This window comes from Myxococcales bacterium (genome assembly GCA_016706225.1).
Classification (GTDB): Bacteria; Myxococcota_A; Polyangia; order Polyangiales; family Polyangiaceae; genus JADJKB01.
Window position 1 is genome coordinate 760,198 of record JADJKB010000022.1, and the last position, 17,637, is coordinate 777,834.

The 17,637-nt window shown below is 67.4% G+C and carries 17 protein-coding genes and 1 pseudogene; 6 read left to right on the forward strand and 12 right to left on the reverse strand.

Annotation, left to right across the window (positions count from 1 at the left end; all coding sequences use genetic code 11):
- Positions 1-5: 5 nt before the first annotated feature.
- A complete protein-coding gene (locus tag IPI67_34370) occupies positions 6-392 on the reverse strand; it encodes a hypothetical protein (protein ID MBK7585262.1) in 387 nt (128 codons plus the stop codon).
- Between the two features lie 189 nt (positions 393-581).
- Here IPI67_34370 and IPI67_34375 point away from each other — a divergent pair, with 189 nt between their 5' ends.
- From IPI67_34375 to IPI67_34395, 5 genes and pseudogenes are all read left to right on the forward strand, one after another.
- Complete coding sequence (locus IPI67_34375; GenBank protein MBK7585263.1) at positions 582-1,451, forward strand: pirin family protein; 870 nt, start codon at positions 582-584, stop codon at positions 1,449-1,451.
- Positions 1,452-1,481: 30 nt separating this feature from the next.
- Positions 1,482-2,045: an AgmX/PglI C-terminal domain-containing protein gene (locus tag IPI67_34380; GenBank protein ID MBK7585264.1), complete on the forward strand. Its 564-nt coding sequence runs from the start codon at positions 1,482-1,484 to the stop codon at positions 2,043-2,045.
- A gap of 86 nt (positions 2,046-2,131) precedes the next feature.
- On the forward strand, positions 2,132-3,286 hold the full coding sequence (locus IPI67_34385; GenBank protein MBK7585265.1) for a hypothetical protein: 1,155 nt from the start codon (positions 2,132-2,134) through the stop codon (positions 3,284-3,286).
- Positions 3,283-6,321, forward strand: a complete 3,039-nt coding sequence (locus IPI67_34390; GenBank protein ID MBK7585266.1) for a thrombospondin type 3 repeat-containing protein — start codon at positions 3,283-3,285, stop codon at positions 6,319-6,321. The genes IPI67_34385 and IPI67_34390 overlap by 4 nt, the downstream gene beginning before the upstream one ends.
- Positions 6,321-7,292: pseudogene (locus IPI67_34395) on the forward strand (thrombospondin type 3 repeat-containing protein). The gene IPI67_34390 and the pseudogene IPI67_34395 overlap by 1 nt, the downstream one beginning before the upstream one ends.
- Positions 7,293-7,600: 308 nt before the next feature.
- Here the strand turns inward: IPI67_34395 and IPI67_34400 are convergent.
- From IPI67_34400 to IPI67_34435, 8 genes are all read right to left on the reverse strand, one after another.
- Positions 7,601-8,491: an NAD(P)H-binding protein gene (locus tag IPI67_34400; protein MBK7585267.1), complete on the reverse strand. Its 891-nt coding sequence runs from the start codon at positions 8,489-8,491 to the stop codon at positions 7,601-7,603.
- A complete protein-coding gene (locus tag IPI67_34405; protein MBK7585268.1) occupies positions 8,391-9,071 on the reverse strand; it encodes a hypothetical protein in 681 nt (226 codons plus the stop codon). The genes IPI67_34400 and IPI67_34405 overlap by 101 nt, the downstream gene beginning before the upstream one ends.
- A 96-nt stretch (positions 9,072-9,167) precedes the next feature.
- A complete protein-coding gene (locus tag IPI67_34410) occupies positions 9,168-9,494 on the reverse strand; it encodes a hypothetical protein (GenBank protein MBK7585269.1) in 327 nt (108 codons plus the stop codon).
- 135 nt (positions 9,495-9,629) lie between these two features.
- On the reverse strand, positions 9,630-10,586 hold the full coding sequence (locus IPI67_34415; GenBank protein ID MBK7585270.1) for a hypothetical protein: 957 nt from the start codon (positions 10,584-10,586) through the stop codon (positions 9,630-9,632).
- Between the two features lie 7 nt (positions 10,587-10,593).
- Complete coding sequence (locus IPI67_34420; GenBank protein ID MBK7585271.1) at positions 10,594-13,596, reverse strand: hypothetical protein; 3,003 nt, start codon at positions 13,594-13,596, stop codon at positions 10,594-10,596.
- Positions 13,593-14,075, reverse strand: a complete 483-nt coding sequence (locus IPI67_34425) for a hypothetical protein (GenBank protein ID MBK7585272.1) — start codon at positions 14,073-14,075, stop codon at positions 13,593-13,595. The genes IPI67_34420 and IPI67_34425 overlap by 4 nt, the downstream gene beginning before the upstream one ends.
- 60 nt (positions 14,076-14,135) lie before the next feature.
- Positions 14,136-14,738, reverse strand: coding sequence for a hypothetical protein (locus IPI67_34430; protein ID MBK7585273.1), 603 nt, complete (start codon positions 14,736-14,738; stop codon positions 14,136-14,138).
- A 110-nt stretch (positions 14,739-14,848) separates the two neighbouring features.
- Positions 14,849-15,094 (reverse strand): hypothetical protein, encoded by a 246-nt coding sequence (locus IPI67_34435; GenBank protein MBK7585274.1) that lies wholly within the window; start codon positions 15,092-15,094, stop codon positions 14,849-14,851.
- Between the two features lie 296 nt (positions 15,095-15,390).
- Here IPI67_34435 and IPI67_34440 point away from each other — a divergent pair, with 296 nt between their 5' ends.
- The gene (locus IPI67_34440) at positions 15,391-16,245 is read left to right on the forward strand and encodes a class I SAM-dependent methyltransferase (GenBank protein ID MBK7585275.1); all 855 of its coding nucleotides are present in this window, start codon (positions 15,391-15,393) and stop codon (positions 16,243-16,245) included.
- Between the two features lie 90 nt (positions 16,246-16,335).
- Here IPI67_34440 and IPI67_34445 read toward each other — a convergent pair whose 3' ends face one another.
- From IPI67_34445 to IPI67_34455, 3 genes are all read right to left on the reverse strand, one after another.
- Positions 16,336-16,581 (reverse strand): hypothetical protein, encoded by a 246-nt coding sequence (locus tag IPI67_34445; GenBank protein MBK7585276.1) that lies wholly within the window; start codon positions 16,579-16,581, stop codon positions 16,336-16,338.
- 244 nt (positions 16,582-16,825) lie between these two features.
- On the reverse strand, positions 16,826-17,245 hold the full coding sequence (locus IPI67_34450; protein ID MBK7585277.1) for a DUF86 domain-containing protein: 420 nt from the start codon (positions 17,243-17,245) through the stop codon (positions 16,826-16,828).
- Positions 17,232-17,636: a nucleotidyltransferase domain-containing protein gene (locus IPI67_34455; GenBank protein ID MBK7585278.1), complete on the reverse strand. Its 405-nt coding sequence runs from the start codon at positions 17,634-17,636 to the stop codon at positions 17,232-17,234. The genes IPI67_34450 and IPI67_34455 overlap by 14 nt, the downstream gene beginning before the upstream one ends.
- Position 17,637 lies beyond the last annotated feature (1 nt).

Sequence of the window (17,637 nt, forward strand, 5' to 3'; positions counted from 1 at the left end):
AGGCTTCACTCGGTCGACGCGTCATCAGCATCCGCTGCCGCGCCGTCACTGATGGAAGAGTCACCAGGCTCGGAGTCGCTCTCCACATCGGAGCCGGCATCCGAGGCGTCACTGCCGCCATCGGACGGACACGCGGTGTGGAACTGAGTCTGTGCCCAGGCGCCGCTCTGACACTCGAAGACATCACAGCACGCATACGTGCCGCAGCTTGCACACTTCTCGAAGGCGATGGCGCAGGGCGCGCCCAGCTTGGGGTAACCGTCGGCGCAGGTCGTGGCCTGATTGCCGCCGGAGCCGCCCGTGCCCGCCGCTCCGCCCCCTCCGTCGTCGGACCCGCAGGCTGGAATGAGCAGCAGGGAGACGGACGAAAAGAGCCAGAGCGGGTGCGGCATGATCAGGTGCGGCGACGATAGCAGCCCGGCGTGCGCGGCAGAATCACCGAAGAAGACCGGCCGGCACTTCCCCCGCGGAAGACCCGCGCTAAAGTTCGTCCAATGTCCGTCAGCCGTCGCCGCCTGATCCTGGGAGCCGCCGCCGCAGTTCCCCTCGGCGCGCTGCTCTTGTCCAGGAAGGGCGAACCCATGCCGAAGACCGAAGCCGAACCGCCGCGACGCTCGCGGGAAATCGAGCGGGTCATCACCGCAGAGCGCACCACCGACGGCGCAGGCGTGAACCTGAACCGAATCCTGGGCGGGCGCGCGCTGCCCATGCTCGATCCGTTTCTCTTGCTCGACGAATTCCAGTCGGACAACCCCAACGACTACATCCGAGGATTCCCCGATCACCCACACCGCGGCTTCGAGACCGTGACGTACATGCTGCACGGCGCCATGGAGCACAAAGACAGCGTCGGGAATCGTGGGCGCCTCGGGCCCGGGAGTGCGCAGTGGATGACGGCGGGGCGCGGCATCATTCACTCCGAGATGCCCAAACAGGAGCGCGGTCTGATGTGGGGTTACCAGCTGTGGGTGAACCTCCCGCGCCAGAACAAGTGGCGCAAACCTCGTTATCAGGACATTCCCCCCGAGCGTATCCCGGAGCGCGAGCTCGAGGGGACCCAGCTGCGGGTGGTCGCAGGCGATGCGCAGGGCGCGACCGGACCGGTGCAGGGCATCGACGTCGAGCCCGTGTTCCTGGATGTCGCGCTGAAGCGCGGCGCACGCTTCAGCCACGATCTGCCGGCGGGGCACACGGCATTCGTCTACGTCGTCGATGGCGCGCTCCGCGTTGGCCCATCGAAGCGCGAGCTTCGGCGCGGGCAGCTGGCGGTCCTCGCAGCGGGTGAGACCTTCGAGGCGAGCTGTGACGCGGACGCGGGCCGCGGGCTCTTGCTGGCAGCCCGACCGTTGAACGAACCGGTCGCGCGCCGCGGTCCGTTCGTGATGAACACCGACGACGAGCTCCGCCAGGCCTTCGAGGACTACCGAACCGGACGCCTGATCGGCGGCTGATTTCCAGCGCCGAACGCCCTACGAATGCGCATGCTCCACGCCCGGAAGACGCCAACCAGCACGCTCTTCGCGTTCACGCTGGCGGCATGTGGACACGCTCGACAGCGCGCCGCATCACCGGCCGAGACGGCCTCGAGGCCCGAGTCCCAGGAGGTCGTGATCCCGGCCGCAGCGACGAGCTCGGATCACGCCGGCGCACCGAGCGAGGCAGAGGTCGCAGCTCCTTCGTTGCCGCCGCGCAGCGACCCTGCAACCACACCCGACCGTCCCTGCGCTCGCACCGACGGATCGGAGGTTCCTTGCGCCGAGCTCGGTCCACGAGGGGTCTCGGACATCTCCACGACCTTCACGCGCGCGAGGAAGCAGTTCAAACAATGCTACGAGGAAGAAAAAAAGACACGCCCGACGCTGAAGGTGAAGCTCGGCATCAAGATCGTGATCGAACCGAGTGGCGCCGTGAGGGAAGTCAGCGACGTCTCGACGGCCCCTGACCCCGCGCTGTACGCCTGTGTCGCGACCGCGGTGCGTGGGCTCAGATTTCCCGCGGCCAACAGCGAGTCCGTGGTGCAACTCCCGCTCAGCTTCGTGCCCTGAGCACGCACAGGGGGGGCGGTGGTCTCGGGCGCACGCCTGCCCGAGCGTGCCAACTGTGGGTTGGCGCCGGCAAGGGCGAGTTGGCGGTGAGCCCGAGAGAAATCCGTGTGATCGTGGGCCAGACGCTCGGCCCCGAGTTTGCAAACGAAGACCTGGCAATGCCCAGATCCAAGAGCCGCTGGCCCGTCGCCGTCTCGATCGCAGCGCTTGGTTTGGCCGCGTTCGGTCTCTGGAGCCCCCGGGTCACCTCGCTCAGAACGGGCGCATTTCAGCTCTCCTTCGCCGATGCCCCGGTTCCCCTGCCGCGGGTCACACCCGTGGCACCGAGGGCCGCGCCCTCCACCAACCGAACCCGCGCTCGGGTCAGCGACGTGAAGACCGAAGAGGTGTTCAGCGCGCGCTGGGGTGGCGGCAAGGGAGAGCTCGGACGCCGCAGCGCCAACGAGTCGTCGCCCGAAGGGCCGATGAGTTTTGCGGTGGACCCGCGTGGACGCGCGTTCGTTCTAGACCAAGTCAACGGACGGGTTCAGATCTTCGAGCCAGGCGTGGAGCCCCGCAGTCTGCCCGTGCCGGGCGACACGTACCAGGACGTGGCGCTGACGAGCGATGATGGCTTGGTCCTCCTCGATCGGCTGAGCAAGGAGTCCGTTGCCTTCGCCGATCGCAGCGGCAAGGTCACCCACGAGATCCCACTGGCCGGCAAGGGTGTCGCCGAGGGCGGAGACGTGACCGGCCTCTTTCAGCGCGACGACGGCACCTGGGTCGAGGTGAAACACGCGAACCTGGTGAAGCTCGCGGAAGCGAGCGGCGATCCGGTCGAGGATCGCACCATCGTGCAAGGGCGCTTCGGCGCCGACGGCAGCGTGCTGCGCGCCTCGAAGTCCGGAGCCAACGCGGCCTTCATCGCGCAGAAGACCCGAGACGGCGTGACCCCACTCGCCAAGGTGAGCTTCGATCTGCCGGTCTGGCAGCTGCTCGAGCTGGACACCGATACACGCGGCCGAGTGTTTCTGGGAGCGAGCCTGCTCGCCGAAGCGCTCGCGCCCGGCTTCGAGGTGCAAGACGCCCGCGAGATCGTGGTCGTGCTCGACTCCACCGGCACCGAGCTGGCTCGCGTGGAGCTGCCGGCAAATTCCGGAGCAGAGGAGAGCTTCCGACGCATCCGGGTTGGCGCAGACGGCGCGGTCTACCACCTCGCGTACGGAGACGAAGGCGCGACGATGCGGAGGTTCTCGCTATGAGCCGCATCAGCAAATTGATCGAGGTGCTCTCCCTCGGCGCCGCCGTCGCCGTGACCCTGCCCGCCATTGCGACACCACCCGCCGCGACGCGCGCCGAGATCGTCGCCCGCGGCAAGGGTGTCGTGAAGTTCTCCTACTGGTGGGGCCACGGTCGCTGGAGCACCACGTCCACGTCTCACGGCTCGTGCTCCGGAAGCTGCCCGAGCTGTTCCCACTCCGGTTCGTACGGCGCAGACTGCTCGGGGTTCGTGGCGAAGGCCTGGCAGGTCCCGAGCGCCAGCAGTGTCACGACCGACTCTCACCCTTACTCGACGTACTACTTCGACAACTACAGCTATCACTGGAGCACCATCTCGCGAGGCAGCGCCAAACCCGCCGACTCGTTCGTGTACAACACGGGCGGCGCAGGGCACATCTTCATGTACGAGAGTGGTGACCCGTGGGGCTGGGTCACGGCCATCGAGTGCAAGGGCTGCAGCTACGGCTGTGTGCGCGGGAGCCGCACGATCTCGTCCAGCTACAAGGCCATTCGTCGCAACAACATCCAGGACTTTCCGGACAAAGACGGCGACGGTGTGGCCGACAGCAAGGACAACTGCCCCACGACGAAGAACACCAGCCAGACGGACACGGACAAAGACGGAAAAGGCGACGCCTGTGACACCGACGACGACGGCGACGGCGTGCTCGACACCAAGGACAACTGTCCGACCACCAAGAACGCGACCCAGAGCGATACGGACAAGGACGGTAAGGGCGACGCCTGCGACACCGACGACGACGGCGACAGCGTGCTCGACACGAAGGACAACTGCCCGACGGCCGCCAACAAGAGCCAGCTGGACACGGACAAAGACGGCAAGGGCGATGCCTGTGACACCGACGACGATGGCGACGGTGTGCTGGACAGCGCAGACAACTGCGCGCTGGTCAAGAATGCGAACCAAGCCGACGCCGACCAGGATGGCAAGGGCGACGCCTGTGAGACGGACGACGATGGTGACGGAGTGCCGGACGCGAGCGACAACTGTCCGCTGAAGGGCAACGCTGATCAGGCCGACACCGACGCGGACGGCAAGGGTGACGTGTGCGACGACGACGACGACGGTGACGGAGTGCCGGATGCAACGGACGTGTGCCCGACGACCGCGGACGCTGCGCAGACCGACACGGACGGCGACGGCCAGGGCGACGCCTGTGACGACGATCGGGACGGCGACGGGGTCAGCGATACGAGCGACAACTGCCCCGATCTGGCCGACGAGAACCAGGACGACACCGACGAGGACGGCATCGGTGACGTGTGTGACGACGACCTCGACGGCGACGGGGTGGGGTTCTCGGGAGAACCAGCTTCCGCTCGGCGCAATGCTGGTCGGCCTTGGTGGCGCGATAGTCATGGGTCGGCGGCGCACGCGCCGCGGGTGAGCAGGCGAGCCCGACCGCGGCTTGCGCGGTGCGGCAGAGGCCAGCTCGCCGGAGCCCGATCTGCGATGGACCGCCAACCCCGGGTTGGCACGAGCGGGCGGCAGCAGGCTCTGTCCCAGCAGACAAACCGCTGCAATTGCACACTCGGACGCTGGTCCCGGCTTTGCAAAAGGCTATCATCGGAGACTTCTTCGATGAGCAATTGGACTCGCCTCGGGCTCGTATCGGTTGTGTGGGTTGCGCTCGGCTGTGCATCCGGCCCCGTCGGAAACGAGGAGCCGATCCTCGAGGTGCAACAGGACGTCAGCGCGCCGCTGGCGAAGGCCTACTGCACGATCCCGGTGACCGGCAAGGGCACCAAGAGCATGGAGGACGACTACCTCCCGCACGTGATCACCTGCGAGAACGGCGGAGCAAACCTGCAGGCGCTGAAGGCTCAAGCCATCGCGGCGCGCTCCGTCGCTTACTACGCAATGGCGACGAAGGGTTCCATCTGCGACGGCCAGGGCTGCCAGGTCTACACCTGCGGCGCCAACCCGAGCGCCAAGGCGATCCAGGCGGTCAAGGAGACCGCGGGGATCTACCTCTCGCACGCCGGCATGCTCACCTACGGTTTCTACGTCAGCGGTGACAACAACACGTCCGCCCCCAGCTGCAAGGGCAGCCCCAGCCACGCCATGGAGAAGTACGTGACGTACAACGCTGGGCTCAGCGGCACGAGCGTCAAACAAACGTCCCTCGGGTACATCGGACCGCCCGGCTACGGTCAGAACCGCGGTTGCATGAGCCAGTGGGGCGGACGCTGCCTCGAAAACAGCAAGGGCTACGACTACAAACAAATCTTGCAGTTCTACTACGGCAGCGACATCAAGCTGCTGACCGCGCAGGGTTCGTGCACAGCGCCCGCCGACAGCGACGGCGACGGCGTCACCGACGACAAGGACAACTGCGTCAACGCGAAGAACGCCGACCAGAAGGACACCGACAAAGACGGCAAGGGCGACGCCTGCGACACCGACAACGACAACGACGGTGTGCTCGATAGCGCGGACAACTGCCCGCTCGACAAGAACGCCGATCAGAAGGACACCGACAAGGACGCCAAGGGCGACGCTTGTGACGCCGATGACGACGGCGACGGCGTCCCGGATACGACCGACAACTGCCCGCTCGTGGCGAACGCCAATCAGGCCGACAGCGACGGCGACGGCAAGGGGGACGCCTGCGACGGGGACGACGACGGCGACGGCGTCCCGGATACGACCGACAACTGTCCCTCGGACGCCAACACGGATCAGGCGGACACGGATGGGGACGGCGTCGGCGACGCTTGTGATGCACCCAGCGGCGGCGGTGGCAGCGGCGGTGGTGCTGGCTCGGGTGGCTCCAGTGGCTCCAGTGGCTCGGCGGGCAGCGGGGCCGGTGGTTCGAGCGGCTCGGCCGGTGGCGGCGGGAGCTCCGGCGGGGGCCAGCAGACCAAGGTCATGCAGAGCGACGAGGACAGCGGCTGCAGCGTGAGCGGCGGGACGCGGGCACCGGCGACGGGTCTGTTCATGTTAGCCTCGCTGCTCTGCGTGGGTGCGCTCAGGCGACGCAAGGCGGCGTGATGAAACGACTCGGGCTCGGTCTCTCGGCAGCTCTGTTACTGGCGGGCTGCGCGCTCGAAGTGCAGCCGGACGAGCCAGACGGTCCCGAGCCACACGAAGAGCTAGGAACCGTGCAGAGCGGGCTGACGGTGTCGCAGGCGCTGTCGGGCAACTGCTCCACCTCGGTGGTGGAGGGGCTGAGTCAGCAGATCATCGCGCAGATGAACTGCGACAACCCGAACGCGCTGAAGGCCGTGCCCTCGCGCCCGAACCTGGTGAAGAGCTACAGCCACGTGTTCATGTTCATGCAGCCGCCGGCGGTGGACGCGCTGGTCAAGGCCGTCGACGCGAACCCGTCGATGACGCTGCACATCTCCAGCATGCTGCGCACGCTGCCGCAGCAGTGGCTGCTCTATCACTGGTACCTGAACAAGAGCTGCGGCATTCCCCTGGCCGCAACGCCCGGGAACTCGAACCACGAGGGTGGCACCGCGTTCGACACCGGCGACTACAGCGCGTGGAAGACGGCGCTCCAGGCCAAAAATCTTCAGTGGTACGGCTCGAGCGATGTCTACCACTACACCTATGTCGGTTCGGGCAGCGTCAACCTCAAGGGCAAGGACGTGCTGGCGTTTCAGCAACTCTGGAACCTGAATCATCCGGAAGACAAGATCGCGGAGGACGCCGACTTTGGTCCCGCGACGGACAGCCGTCTGGGCAAGAGCCCGACGGATGGTTTTCCGAAAGGCCCGAGCTGCACGGAGCCCGCGGACAAGGACGGGGACGGCGTCGTCGATGCGAAGGACAACTGCCCGAACGACAAGAACGCGGGGCAACTCGACACCGACAACGACGGCAAGGGCGACGCCTGCGACACGGATGACGACGACGACGGCGTGCCGGACACGAGCGACAACTGTCCGCTCGACAAGAACGCAAACCAGGCCGACTGCGACAACGATGGCAAGGGGGACGCGTGCGATGCGAACAGCGCGTGCGGCACTGGCGGAGCAGCAGGAGCAGCGGGCGCGGCGGGCGCAGGCGGCGCGGCGGGGGCCGGTGGTGACGCGGGGGCCGGCGGAATCATCATGCCTTCCGGCGGTGGGGGCACGGGCGCGGCGAGCGGGGGCAGCGGGCAGAAGACCAAGACCCTGAGTGGCGATGACGGCGGCTGCGGCTGCCGCACGACCCCGAGCCCTGGCGGGGACGGCGCCTCGATGTTGCTGGTGGCGGCCGCTGTCTTGGGCTCGCGGCGGCGCAAGGCCGCGCGTGGCCGTCCGGTTCCGTGACCAGCGCGCGCCTACGAAGTCGGATGCGCGGGGCTTGCCGGCCCGGCCGCCAGCTCGCGGTAGAAGTCGGCGAGGTGGTGGCTGCCATGTCTCGGCGCCTCGGCACCCTCGCTGCTCATGATGGCGACGGCCCGCAGCAGATCCGCGACGAAGGGATTCCAGAGCGAGAGCGGCGGCGCCATCCCTCGGAGGACCCAGGCCGGAAGCCGACGGATCTTCGGCTTGGTCCCGAGCGCAGCGAACGCAAGCGTGGCGATCTCTAGCTGAGTGAGCGAGTCAGGCCCTCCAACGTCGAGCTCGACGCCTCCCCCCGCAGGCTCGACCACACTGCGCGCGACGACGTCCGCGAGGTCGGCGCCGTGGATCGGATTCATGCGCTTCGTGCCGTCGCCGATCACCCATGACGTGCCGCTCTTCGCCATCTTGAAGAAATCTTCCATGTCGTTGAAGAAGCCGTTGGGTCGAACGATCACGTACTCGAGCCCGGAATCGCGGATCAGGTCCACCACACTCTCACGAGCCTCCGCCGACGAGATCCCAGCCTTGCGCAGCTCGGGACCGCGGAACACCGAGACGAAGACGACGCGCCGCACGCCGCCTGCCTGCGCGCGCTCGAGCAGGTTGCGATTTGCAGCGAAGTCGACCTCCCAGGCGCTGGGTTTGCGCTTGAAGTCGTGCTTGCCCAGCGAGCTGACCAGAACGGTCGCGTCACCCACGACGTCGGTCACGGTCTCGGGCTTGGTCGCCTCGGCCACCGCGACTTCGCTCACCAACGAGCGCACGTCGCCCAGCCGCTCGGGATCACGAGCGAGTGCGCGGACGACATGCCCCGCGCCGTGAAGCGCCCGCACCACGTGTCGCCCCAGATAACCCGTCGCCCCCGCAACCAGTACTTTCGCCATCCCGAGCAGGCTCGCCAGCCCAACCGCTCACGTCAACCTGCAAGAGACGAAGCCGAGCGGTCGGCTCGCGCTCGAAGCGCTGATCCGATGTGTGCGCGACGTCGGTGACTCCATCCTTTGCCCAGGCCCCCTTGGCATCGGGATGACGGTACAGGTTCGCCAGCATGGAGAATAGGCTCTTGCCCTCGGGCACGAAGCGCAGCCAGACGAGCGCGCGTTCGACCTTCAGGGGCCGATCGTCGAGGTCGACCTGCCAGGCCAGCACGCGGACGGTGACGAGTGTGGTGGCAGAGGGCTGGAACACCGAGACCATCTCGCTGGCATTCCACCCGGTCGAGAGCCGCTCGCACGCCGCATCCGCATCCATCTCGGCGACCGCAGCGGGGTCGGGGCTGCGCGCCACGGACGGCGTCGCCGGCGGAGGGCCCGGCGGACGAGCCGTGGCGCTGGCGCGCTGTGGCACGGGAGCAGGTGGCGGGGACGACGGCGTCTCGTTGCACGAGCAGAGGCAACACGACGCAACCAGGGCCGCGACCGACTCGATCGCGAATTGTCCCCGACCGCCGAACCCGCTCCGCATGACACCAAGGCTAGCGGCGCTTCCGGCAAGTGGGCAGGGCATCGGCGACCGCGGATTTCCGCCGGCATCCAGCTTGCGGTCCGGGTTGGTCGCGAGTCAGGGATCGACCCACGTGTCGAGGCAGGCCGTCTTCGCGTCGGCGGCCGTCTTGATCTTGGAGCCGGGATAGAACCACTTGGTGATCCCGGTGCCCAACTTGCACCCACCGAGCGCGCCCGCGTGACTGCACGGAGCATCGGCCCACTTGCCGGGGTTCGCCCCGAAGCACGAGCTCTTCCCCGAGTCGAGCTGCGACTTGGGATAGTCGAAGCAGGACTCCCAGCCTTCCACGTCGTGCCGGTCACAACTTCCGGCCGGCTTGGAGTCCTTGCACGCGAGCAGCGCACCAGCCACCAGCCCGAGCCATATCACTGTTCTTTTCATCGTCCACTCTCTCGAGGCAACCCGACACTGACGCTCGACACTATCACGAGCCGCCCGCCCGGGGACAAGGGGCGCGGGGGCGTGCGTCGGGTGAGCTCCGCGCGTCACGCTCCACGCGCGCCCGAGGCAGCGCCTCTACGGCATGAGCAGGAACCAATACTCGAAGTCCCGCGGTTGTTGGTCCACCGTGACGCCGCTGACGTTCACGACGTACTTCATGCCGTTGGAAAGCCCATCCGTGCGCCAGGTGAGCACGTTGGGGACCCCGGTGAGATCGTAAGCGCCTTGCAGATCAGCCACGGCGTGTGCGACGCCGGCCTCGTCCGTCACCTTGACCGCTGCCTTGGCGAACGACACGCGATCGACGCTGCCCAGTCGCTGGCTACGATCCGCGACGACCGAGAACGACAGCAGCCAGCTCTTGTCGACGAACGCGGCCGGGTACAGGCCGAACGGGTAGGCCACGAAGTCACTCGCCCACCACGTCCGGTCCACGTCCTTCTTGTCCACCACATGCAGCGCAGCGCCCACGACGGGTTGGTAGGGGAAGTCCACCTTCGGCTTGCCTTGCACGAAGCCGAACGCCACCTCGCTCACGAACGGATCGAGCAACCAGCGGCGGTGGCCCAGGCTGGGTACGTCCACGTCCCGCAGCCAGTCGCCCAGAAAACGATCCGGATCCCGGACGTTGCCCACCTGGTTGCCCGCAGACAAGAACAGCAGGCTCTCTGCGCTCGACGTGGTCGCCTCGGGGCTGTTGCAGAACGCGTTGGCTGGCAGACTGTGCGTCAGCTTGGCGTTGGCCACCGCGACCAGCGCGACCTCCTGAGCCGCAGCCAGCTCGGCCTTGGAGATCACGACATCGGGCAGCTCGTGGTGGCGCCGGAGCTGGTTGATGCGCCGCACGACGCGCGCCTGGTACTCCGGGGTGAGCGCGCCCGCCACGCAGGCCCCCACGTCGGGCGCCTTGCTGAACAAAACGAGGTCGTCCGTCGTTCCCTCGTCCGAGCCTGCATCCGTCGGGTTCAGCGTGTCGCAACCGAGGAGTGCGAAGAGCGCGGTGGCAACGATGGTGCGGAGAGAGCGGGCCATGGGGTGCTCAGTGGTAAGCAAAGACGTACACGACCGTGCCGTCGAAGATCGTCGGGTCCGGATTCATGATCGACACGCCCGCGCGCTCGTTCGCGGGATCACACGTGACGCTGGCCGTCGGCTGCCACGGGATGTCCTCGTACCATTGGTCGCCCACGCTGGTGAGCGGCGTGTAGACGCCGGCCTGGAGCTTGAAGGCGCTGTGGTAAAGCAGCTCGATGTGCGGCCGCAGCCATACCGGGTAGCAGAACTCCCCGCGGATCTCCTGCGTCCCGGCGGCGACGGGGGCCCACTTCACTTGCAACACCTGCGGGTGCACGTCGACGACGTACTTGCCGACCGTCTCGCCGCCATCGGACAGGAGCGCGATTCGATCCGCAAACGGATCGTTGGCCCGAATCAAGCGCAGCTCGTACGCGCTCGGCGCCAGGCTCAGCAGCTGGTGCGGTGGCATCTGCTTGGTGGCGGTGGTGGGGAACCCTTTCTTCGCCGGCGGCAGGCGGGCGTAGAGGAGCTTGCCGTCGTCGGACCAGCCGCCCTTTTCACCCTTGCTCGCCTCGTCCCAGACGTCGAGCGGCTGCCACTGTCCCGCGGAGTCCTTGGCCAGCACCTGGCCAAGCTTGCCGCTCGGCGTCTTCAGCCCGAAGTTTCGCCCCCGGAGCTCCAACCAGCGGCTGGACGTCGCGTTGACGGTGTAGACGACGTCCCGGTCTTTGGATGGCGGCGTCGTCACGTCGAACACGGGGACGCGCTGGCACCAGTTCTCGAGCGACTTCGCGGCGTGGCCGCCGTCTCCCTTCTGACCAGCCTTCTCCACGTAACCCGGGTGCAGCAGATACGGGCGGGTGTCGTCCTTCGTGTCGGTCGTGGCCACCAGCCCGGACTGGTCGAGGAGTTTGCACACGGGCTCGTAGCTGGCGCCATGTTTGGGTGATTGATCGAACGGCAGAACCTCTCCCATGACCTCCGAGCGCGGGCCGTCGTAGGTCGGGTCGGTGCGTTTGTGGACACGCTCGGCCAGGTACGAACACGCGGCCGTGAGAACCTTGCGCGTTTCGTCGTCGCCCACGGTGGAGACGATCTGAGCCCGCAACTCGGCGAGTCGACCCGTGGTCGCGCCCTGCGCGTCCTTCGACAGGCTCTGCCCGCACCAATGCTGAACCGCGCCCTTGTTGAACAGCCCGTACACCGCGGCCTTGTCCCGACCATGGACCGAATCGAGATCCGGCAGGGTGTCGAGATCGACCGGCTCGTAGTACTCGGGGAGCGCGTAGTTCTGGTTGCCCTTCCACCAGAAACCGTTCGCGTAGAGGGTAGGGCTGTTGCGCGCCATCTCGGTGCCGTAATCCACACTGCCGTCGGGACGTTTCCGGTGCGCTTGGTCGTAGAGCACCTGCTCCATGCCGGCCATTCGCGCGAGGGTGTAGGCCGGCAAGATGCGCAGCGCCGGCGGCGTGTACACGGCGTCGGGATCGGTGAGTGCGACCTTGGCGACGACCGCGAGATCTTCGTGGAACGACGTCTGGCCCGCGATGGTCCGGATCCCCATGTACCAGGACTCGTTGGTCACCCACTGGCTGTTACACAGCGGATCTTCGGCGGGGTTCTGCCCGAAGCGCAAAGCGCCCGGGACCCACTCGTACTTCAGCTCGGCTTGCTCGGGCTCCGGCAGCGGCAGCTCGAGCATGCCGAAGCTGGTGGCGGTCGAGGGGTTCTTCTCGAGCGCCGCGATCACGTGGCGAAAACCCTGGGCGCCGCAGTAGACCATCCCCTTGCGCTGATTGACGGCGCTGGCGAGCGAGATGGGCGGCGTGACGGAGACACCCTTCACTCCGCTGTACGAGCTGACCATCAACGGCTTGAAGAGGTAGTCCCCGATGCACGCTTGGGTCTGAGTGGGGGGTGAGAATTTGTTGTCGTGGGTGTAGCGCCAGCGCGCGAGTGTGCCTTTGTTGTCAGGCAGCGCGCCGAGCAGCAAGAAGTTCAACAGGCCCTTTGGCCCTTCGGTGTCCAGCAGCGGTGCACCGAGAGGGTCGGGGTGATGAAAGACAGCCTGGCTCCCGTGCAAGATGCCGGTGAGCACCCCGGTCATGACGGCGTCGTCGAGTTTTGGTTTTGCACCGCCGACGCGCGGCAGCTCCGCGTACGAACCCGCTCCCCAGCGTGCGATCATGTGGCCGGACGCCCAGCGATCTTGCACGAAGTGCTGACCGGCGGCCTCGTACGCGAGCGCAAGCCGCTCGAGCTCCTTCACGTACTCGCTGTGCCAGATGTCGGCGTTGCCCGCCTTCAGGGTCTCGCGCAGCTCGCGCGCCTTCACGGCCAACGACAGCGCGATCTCGTGATGACGCGCGTACACCCGCAGCGGTAGGTGACCGAAGTGTGTGCTGTTGAGGCCCGCGCCGAGCCATGCGGTGTAGACGTGGCACAGCTTGCGCTGGTCCGCGTCCTGGGGAAGCGGCGGGCACAGCCGGCGCGCGTTGATCCAGTCGTACACCGTGTACGCAAAATCGGGCAGCGAAGACCACATTGCCAAGGGGGGGAACCGCCGCTCTTCCAGGGCGGTCTTCTCGATGTCGCCGGCGAGGTTGGGGTTGGGCTCGCCTTGTTTGGGCGCCGGGTGCACGATGCCGCGCCGCAGCCAGCTAGCGTTCAGATCCACCATGCGCGGGCAGTTGACGTCCGCCGTCGCGGTGCTCTGGCACGCTGCGGTGCCGAACATCTGGCCGAGCTTGGGATCGATCAGCCACAGCACGTGGTCGGAGATCTCCGCGTGCTCGTTGCCCAGGAGTTTCTTGTCCCCCGTATGCATGCTGCCGGTGTTCTCGATGGGCTGGTCGTTCTTGTCCTGCTTGAACGTCACATCCACATCGGCGACGTGGGAGCAGTAGATGGACTTCCAGCCCTCTTCCGCGTCGAGCCCGACGTCCCATCCCGAAGCCGGTCCCGCGGCGAGGCAAGCGACCGCGACGGTCGCGAGCCCAACGACCGTACGCACGCGGCGGCTCACGGTGTCACCTCGGGGTTCAAGTTCGAAGGCAGTGCACAGCGCGAGGTGGGTGCTTCGAAGACCGCGCGGAGCGCAGCCCAGCGATCGGCCAGCTCCGAGTGACCGAGGGCGCTCAGGTGAGTCTTGTAGTCGGCCTTGCAGGGCCCCGGGCAGGACGACTTCGCGACACAGGCGCTCTCGTCGCGCGTCTCCTCGATGCAGTCGAGGATACCGTTCACACAACGGGTCCACTGGGCGGTGGGATCGTCGACGCGGGAGTTTGCCATGAGCCGGGCTTCGCCCATGTGGGGGAGGTTGACCTTCCCGACCTCTTCACAGTCCTTGCACGTCGGATCGAACGGAACCGTCGTCGGAGCCCAGACACTACTGCCCCCACCGCTCTTCGAGTCGCCGGAGTCGCCACAGGCGCTCGCGCAACCGAGCGCAATCAAGAACAGAGCAGCGACTCTCGTCGCAGCCAGGTGCGCGGTTCTCCCCATGGGGGCGGAGTGTACATCAGTGCGGGCGCGTCGCGGCTGAGGGCTGTCACCGCACGCGCATCACGGCGCGCAGGGCCCCAAACAGGCCTCAAAGGCGGCGCAAGCCGAGCCGGTCGCACAGTTGAGCTTTATCGAGTTGTCCTTCATGCAGCCCAGACACGACTTGTATGCGTCGAGGTTCCCCGTGGCGGCGCACAGCTCCATGCAGAAGGTATCGTCGCAGGGCGACGTCGTTTCGCACACGCCGGCGCTCTTCATGGCCTCTTCGATGCTTTGCACCGCCGACCCGCTCGGTCCGCAGCAGCTGAGGGCTGCCTTGCAGTCGGTCGTCGAGCACCCCGCGTCGGTCCCACTGCCCCCCGAGCCGCCGGTGGGCGCGCCCCCGCCACTGGGTGCACCGCCGCTGGTCACGCCGCCGCCACTGGGTGCACCGCCGCTGGTCACGCCGCCGCCGCTCGGTGCACCGCCGTTGGTCACGCCGCCGCCACTCGGTGCACCGCCACTGGGCTTTCCCCCGCTGGATACGCCACCGCTTCCTCCGTCAGCTCCCGATCCGGAGCTCCCTCCACTCGAATTTCCATCGGGGTTGGTGGTGGTCGAGCTGCACGCGACAAAGGCCAGGGTCAGACAAACGGCAGCCAAGCTCCGACGACGATCTGGCACGACGCCCAAGCCTAGCGGTCGGTCGGCAGGTCGTCCAGCGGCGCGCTCCCGTTCGACGCCGGAGATTGTGGTGTGGTCCCCAGCGGACTCGCGAGGCAGCATCGTCCGACCTACCCGCCCTTCGTCTTCAACTTCGACTCGTTCTCGTTGATGAACGCTCGGATCTCGTCGGCCATGTCCAGCAGCTTCGCCCATTGCTCCTTGTACAGAGTGACGGGGAAGCGACCGAGACCGTAAACGGACAGGCCGCCTTTCTCGGAGACCTTCAGCGAGATGGCGCGGCTGCCTTTCTGCTTGAGCTTCTCGTTCTCGGCTCGGAGTCGTTCCAGCTCTGCTTTGAGGTCTTCGTCGGACATTGGTCTCTCCTCGGGCGGAAGTTATCGCCAGCCACGCGTGCGGGCAACACACACTCGTTGGATGTCTTCGGCGAAGGCTCTGCGACCGCAGTGGCCTTCCACGGGCGCCCCCGCGCCACCAAGGACATCGACTTCGTGCTGCGTGGGACACCGTAGAATCTCGACCGTGATAACAGAAGCGCCGCGCGCTCCCGCGGCCTCGTCGGCCTGGTCGGGCCGCTAGCGAGAGGCTCTGTGGAGCTGCGTTTCCAATACCCGCCCATCGTCTTCACTCAGCGGTGGGGTAGTGTCACGCCATGAGCGGGCACGGTCAGCACCACCACGGCGGCGAGTTCGACTGGCAGTCCATGGTGGAAAGTCTCGAGCTGGACGGCAAGATGACGCTCCCGCTCGTCAAAGCGATCGTCGACGCGCTCCGCCCCGGGCTCAACCCTGACGAAGCGTCCCACGTCGTCGACGCCGGCTGCGGGCCGGGCGTCGTCACGTGTGAGCTGGCGCGGCACTTCCCCTCCGCCGAGGTCACTGCACTCGATTCGTCCGGTCCGTTGCTGGATCGCCTGCGGCGCCGTGCCGCCGCGGATGGGGTCGCAGGACGCGTCCGTGCGGTCGAGGCCGACATCGAGCGCGACATCCCCGAGCTGCCGCCGTCGGACGTCGTGTGGGCGTCGATGGTCGTCCATCACGTAGCCGACCCGGTCGCCGTCCTGCGCCGCCTCCGGGGCCTGCTCCGCCCTGCCGGGACGTTCGTGATGCTCGAACTCGCCGGTCGGCTGGACGTACTCCCACCCGGGGACCCGCTCGTCGCCGGGGGCTGCTGGCAACGTCTGGAGCAGGCCGCCACTTTGGCGCTCCGCGAGCGACTGGGGTTCGACGCGGTCGGGCACGACTGGCCATCGGACCTCGCCCGAGCCGGCCTCGTGGACACCACCGACCGGACCGTGGTGTTCCGTCACGACGCGCCGCTCGACGCTGTCGGCCGCCGCTGGCTGGCCCGCTACGCTCGCCGCGGCCTGACGATGGGAGGTAGCGAACTATCCAGCTTCGACCTGACCGCGCTCGAGGCGTTCGCGGCCGCCCTCGAGAACGGCACCCGCGACGACGCGTTCGTCGCCGCCGAGCGGCGCATTCTCACCGCCCGACGCCCGGCCTGAGCGACTCGCCGACCGAGCCATGGTTGCGCGACAGCCCCGAGCCGACGCGGTTCGGGGCTCACGCGGGCGCGAACACTGAACCGTCTCGGCCTACTTCGCCAGTTTGTAGAGCTTGGCCGTGGGAAGCTGCGTGACGCTCAACCACATGTGAGTCGCGTCCACGGCAATCAGCTGGGAGGAGCCCGCTGGAAGTTGTCCGATCTGGGCGACCGCTCCGCCCGACTTGGCGCGCTTGACGGCGTTGAACTGGCCAGCCTGCGAGGTGAGCGCGAACAGGTGGGTCGCGTCTGCAGCAAACGCGTTGTTGGTGTGAAGGCTGCCCCAGAATTCGGTCACGGAGCCTCCGCCTCCGACGGGCGCCGAGAAGATCGCCCAGTATTCGCGTCCCACGTCCCGCCGGTTTGAGTCCCGGCGCTGCCACCGCTCGAGGTGCCACCGGTGCCCGCGCCGCCGCTCGAGGTGCCGCCGGTTTCAGTACCGCCAGTTCCCGTACCGCCGCTCGACGTGCCGCCGCTCGAGCCCCCGGCCGATCCGCCAACGAGGTCGCGCGACTCCGATCCGAGCCGCGAAGGAGCCAGCGTCAGAGCACGCCGAAACGTTTCGTGACGGCATCGGCGAGCAACTGAAAGTCGCCGAGCCGCTGCTCGACGATGGCGTCGATCACTCGCGGGTCCAGCGTCTCGTACTGGTGGACGGCGATGTTCCTGAACCCCACCATCTTGCGAAGCCGCGCGGCCAGCTCCGCGGCGATCACGCCGTGTCGCTCCAGCATCGAGAATGCGTCGGCGAGGTCCGTCGGCAGCCCGTAGGCCTCGGTGGCGGCGACGTGCGCCGCGAGGTCGATGGCGGCTTGCGCGGCACGCTGCAGGTTGAGCACCACGATGTCTTCGACGTCGATGGGCAGCAGCTGGCGCTTGCCTCCGGCCCGCACATCGCGGATCCGGGCCAGACTACGGTCGATGGCGGCGACCTTCGCCAGGACGACGTCACGTTCGACCATGCATGCGCTCCGCGATGGCGGCCTCGATGGGCGCCCGAACGATCCGCAGATCTTCGTAGCGGGATGGCAGCACTGTGGCGAAGCTCACCCGCAGCTCCGGCCGACGATCGACGAGGAGCCGACCGTGACGCAGGACCTGCATCGCGATCGCCGGAGAGCCAGTGCCGAGATCGACCAGATCGACCTCGCGCGCGAGCAGCCGAGAGAGCGCTGCGGAGAGCTCGAGCCGGACCGCAGGCGTCGGCGACTCGACGAAGAGCGCCGCCAGATCGACGTCCGAGTCCGCACGCGCGCCACCCCGAGCCTCGGACCCGAACAGCCACAGGGCGGCGAGCGACGTCTCGCGCTCGAGGCAGCGAACGACGTCGGCGAGCTGTGATTCCGTGAGCATC

Coding starts and splice junctions, on each gene's coding strand:
- IPI67_34370 (MBK7585262.1), bottom strand. CDS start 392: ATGCCGCACCCGCTCTGGCTCTTTTCGTCCGTCTCCCTGCTGCTCATT.
- IPI67_34375 (MBK7585263.1), top strand. CDS start 582: ATGCCGAAGACCGAAGCCGAACCGCCGCGACGCTCGCGGGAAATCGAG.
- IPI67_34380 (MBK7585264.1), top strand. CDS start 1,482: ATGCTCCACGCCCGGAAGACGCCAACCAGCACGCTCTTCGCGTTCACG.
- IPI67_34390 (MBK7585266.1), top strand. CDS start 3,283: ATGAGCCGCATCAGCAAATTGATCGAGGTGCTCTCCCTCGGCGCCGCC.
- IPI67_34400 (MBK7585267.1), bottom strand. CDS start 8,491: ATGGCGAAAGTACTGGTTGCGGGGGCGACGGGTTATCTGGGGCGACAC.
- IPI67_34405 (MBK7585268.1), bottom strand. CDS start 9,071: ATGCGGAGCGGGTTCGGCGGTCGGGGACAATTCGCGATCGAGTCGGTC.
- IPI67_34410 (MBK7585269.1), bottom strand. CDS start 9,494: ATGAAAAGAACAGTGATATGGCTCGGGCTGGTGGCTGGTGCGCTGCTC.
- IPI67_34415 (MBK7585270.1), bottom strand. CDS start 10,586: ATGGCCCGCTCTCTCCGCACCATCGTTGCCACCGCGCTCTTCGCACTC.
- IPI67_34425 (MBK7585272.1), bottom strand. CDS start 14,075: ATGGGGAGAACCGCGCACCTGGCTGCGACGAGAGTCGCTGCTCTGTTC.
- IPI67_34435 (MBK7585274.1), bottom strand. CDS start 15,094: ATGTCCGACGAAGACCTCAAAGCAGAGCTGGAACGACTCCGAGCCGAG.
- IPI67_34440 (MBK7585275.1), top strand. CDS start 15,391: ATGAGCGGGCACGGTCAGCACCACCACGGCGGCGAGTTCGACTGGCAG.
- IPI67_34450 (MBK7585277.1), bottom strand. CDS start 17,245: ATGGTCGAACGTGACGTCGTCCTGGCGAAGGTCGCCGCCATCGACCGT.
- IPI67_34455 (MBK7585278.1), bottom strand. CDS start 17,636: ATGCTCACGGAATCACAGCTCGCCGACGTCGTTCGCTGCCTCGAGCGC.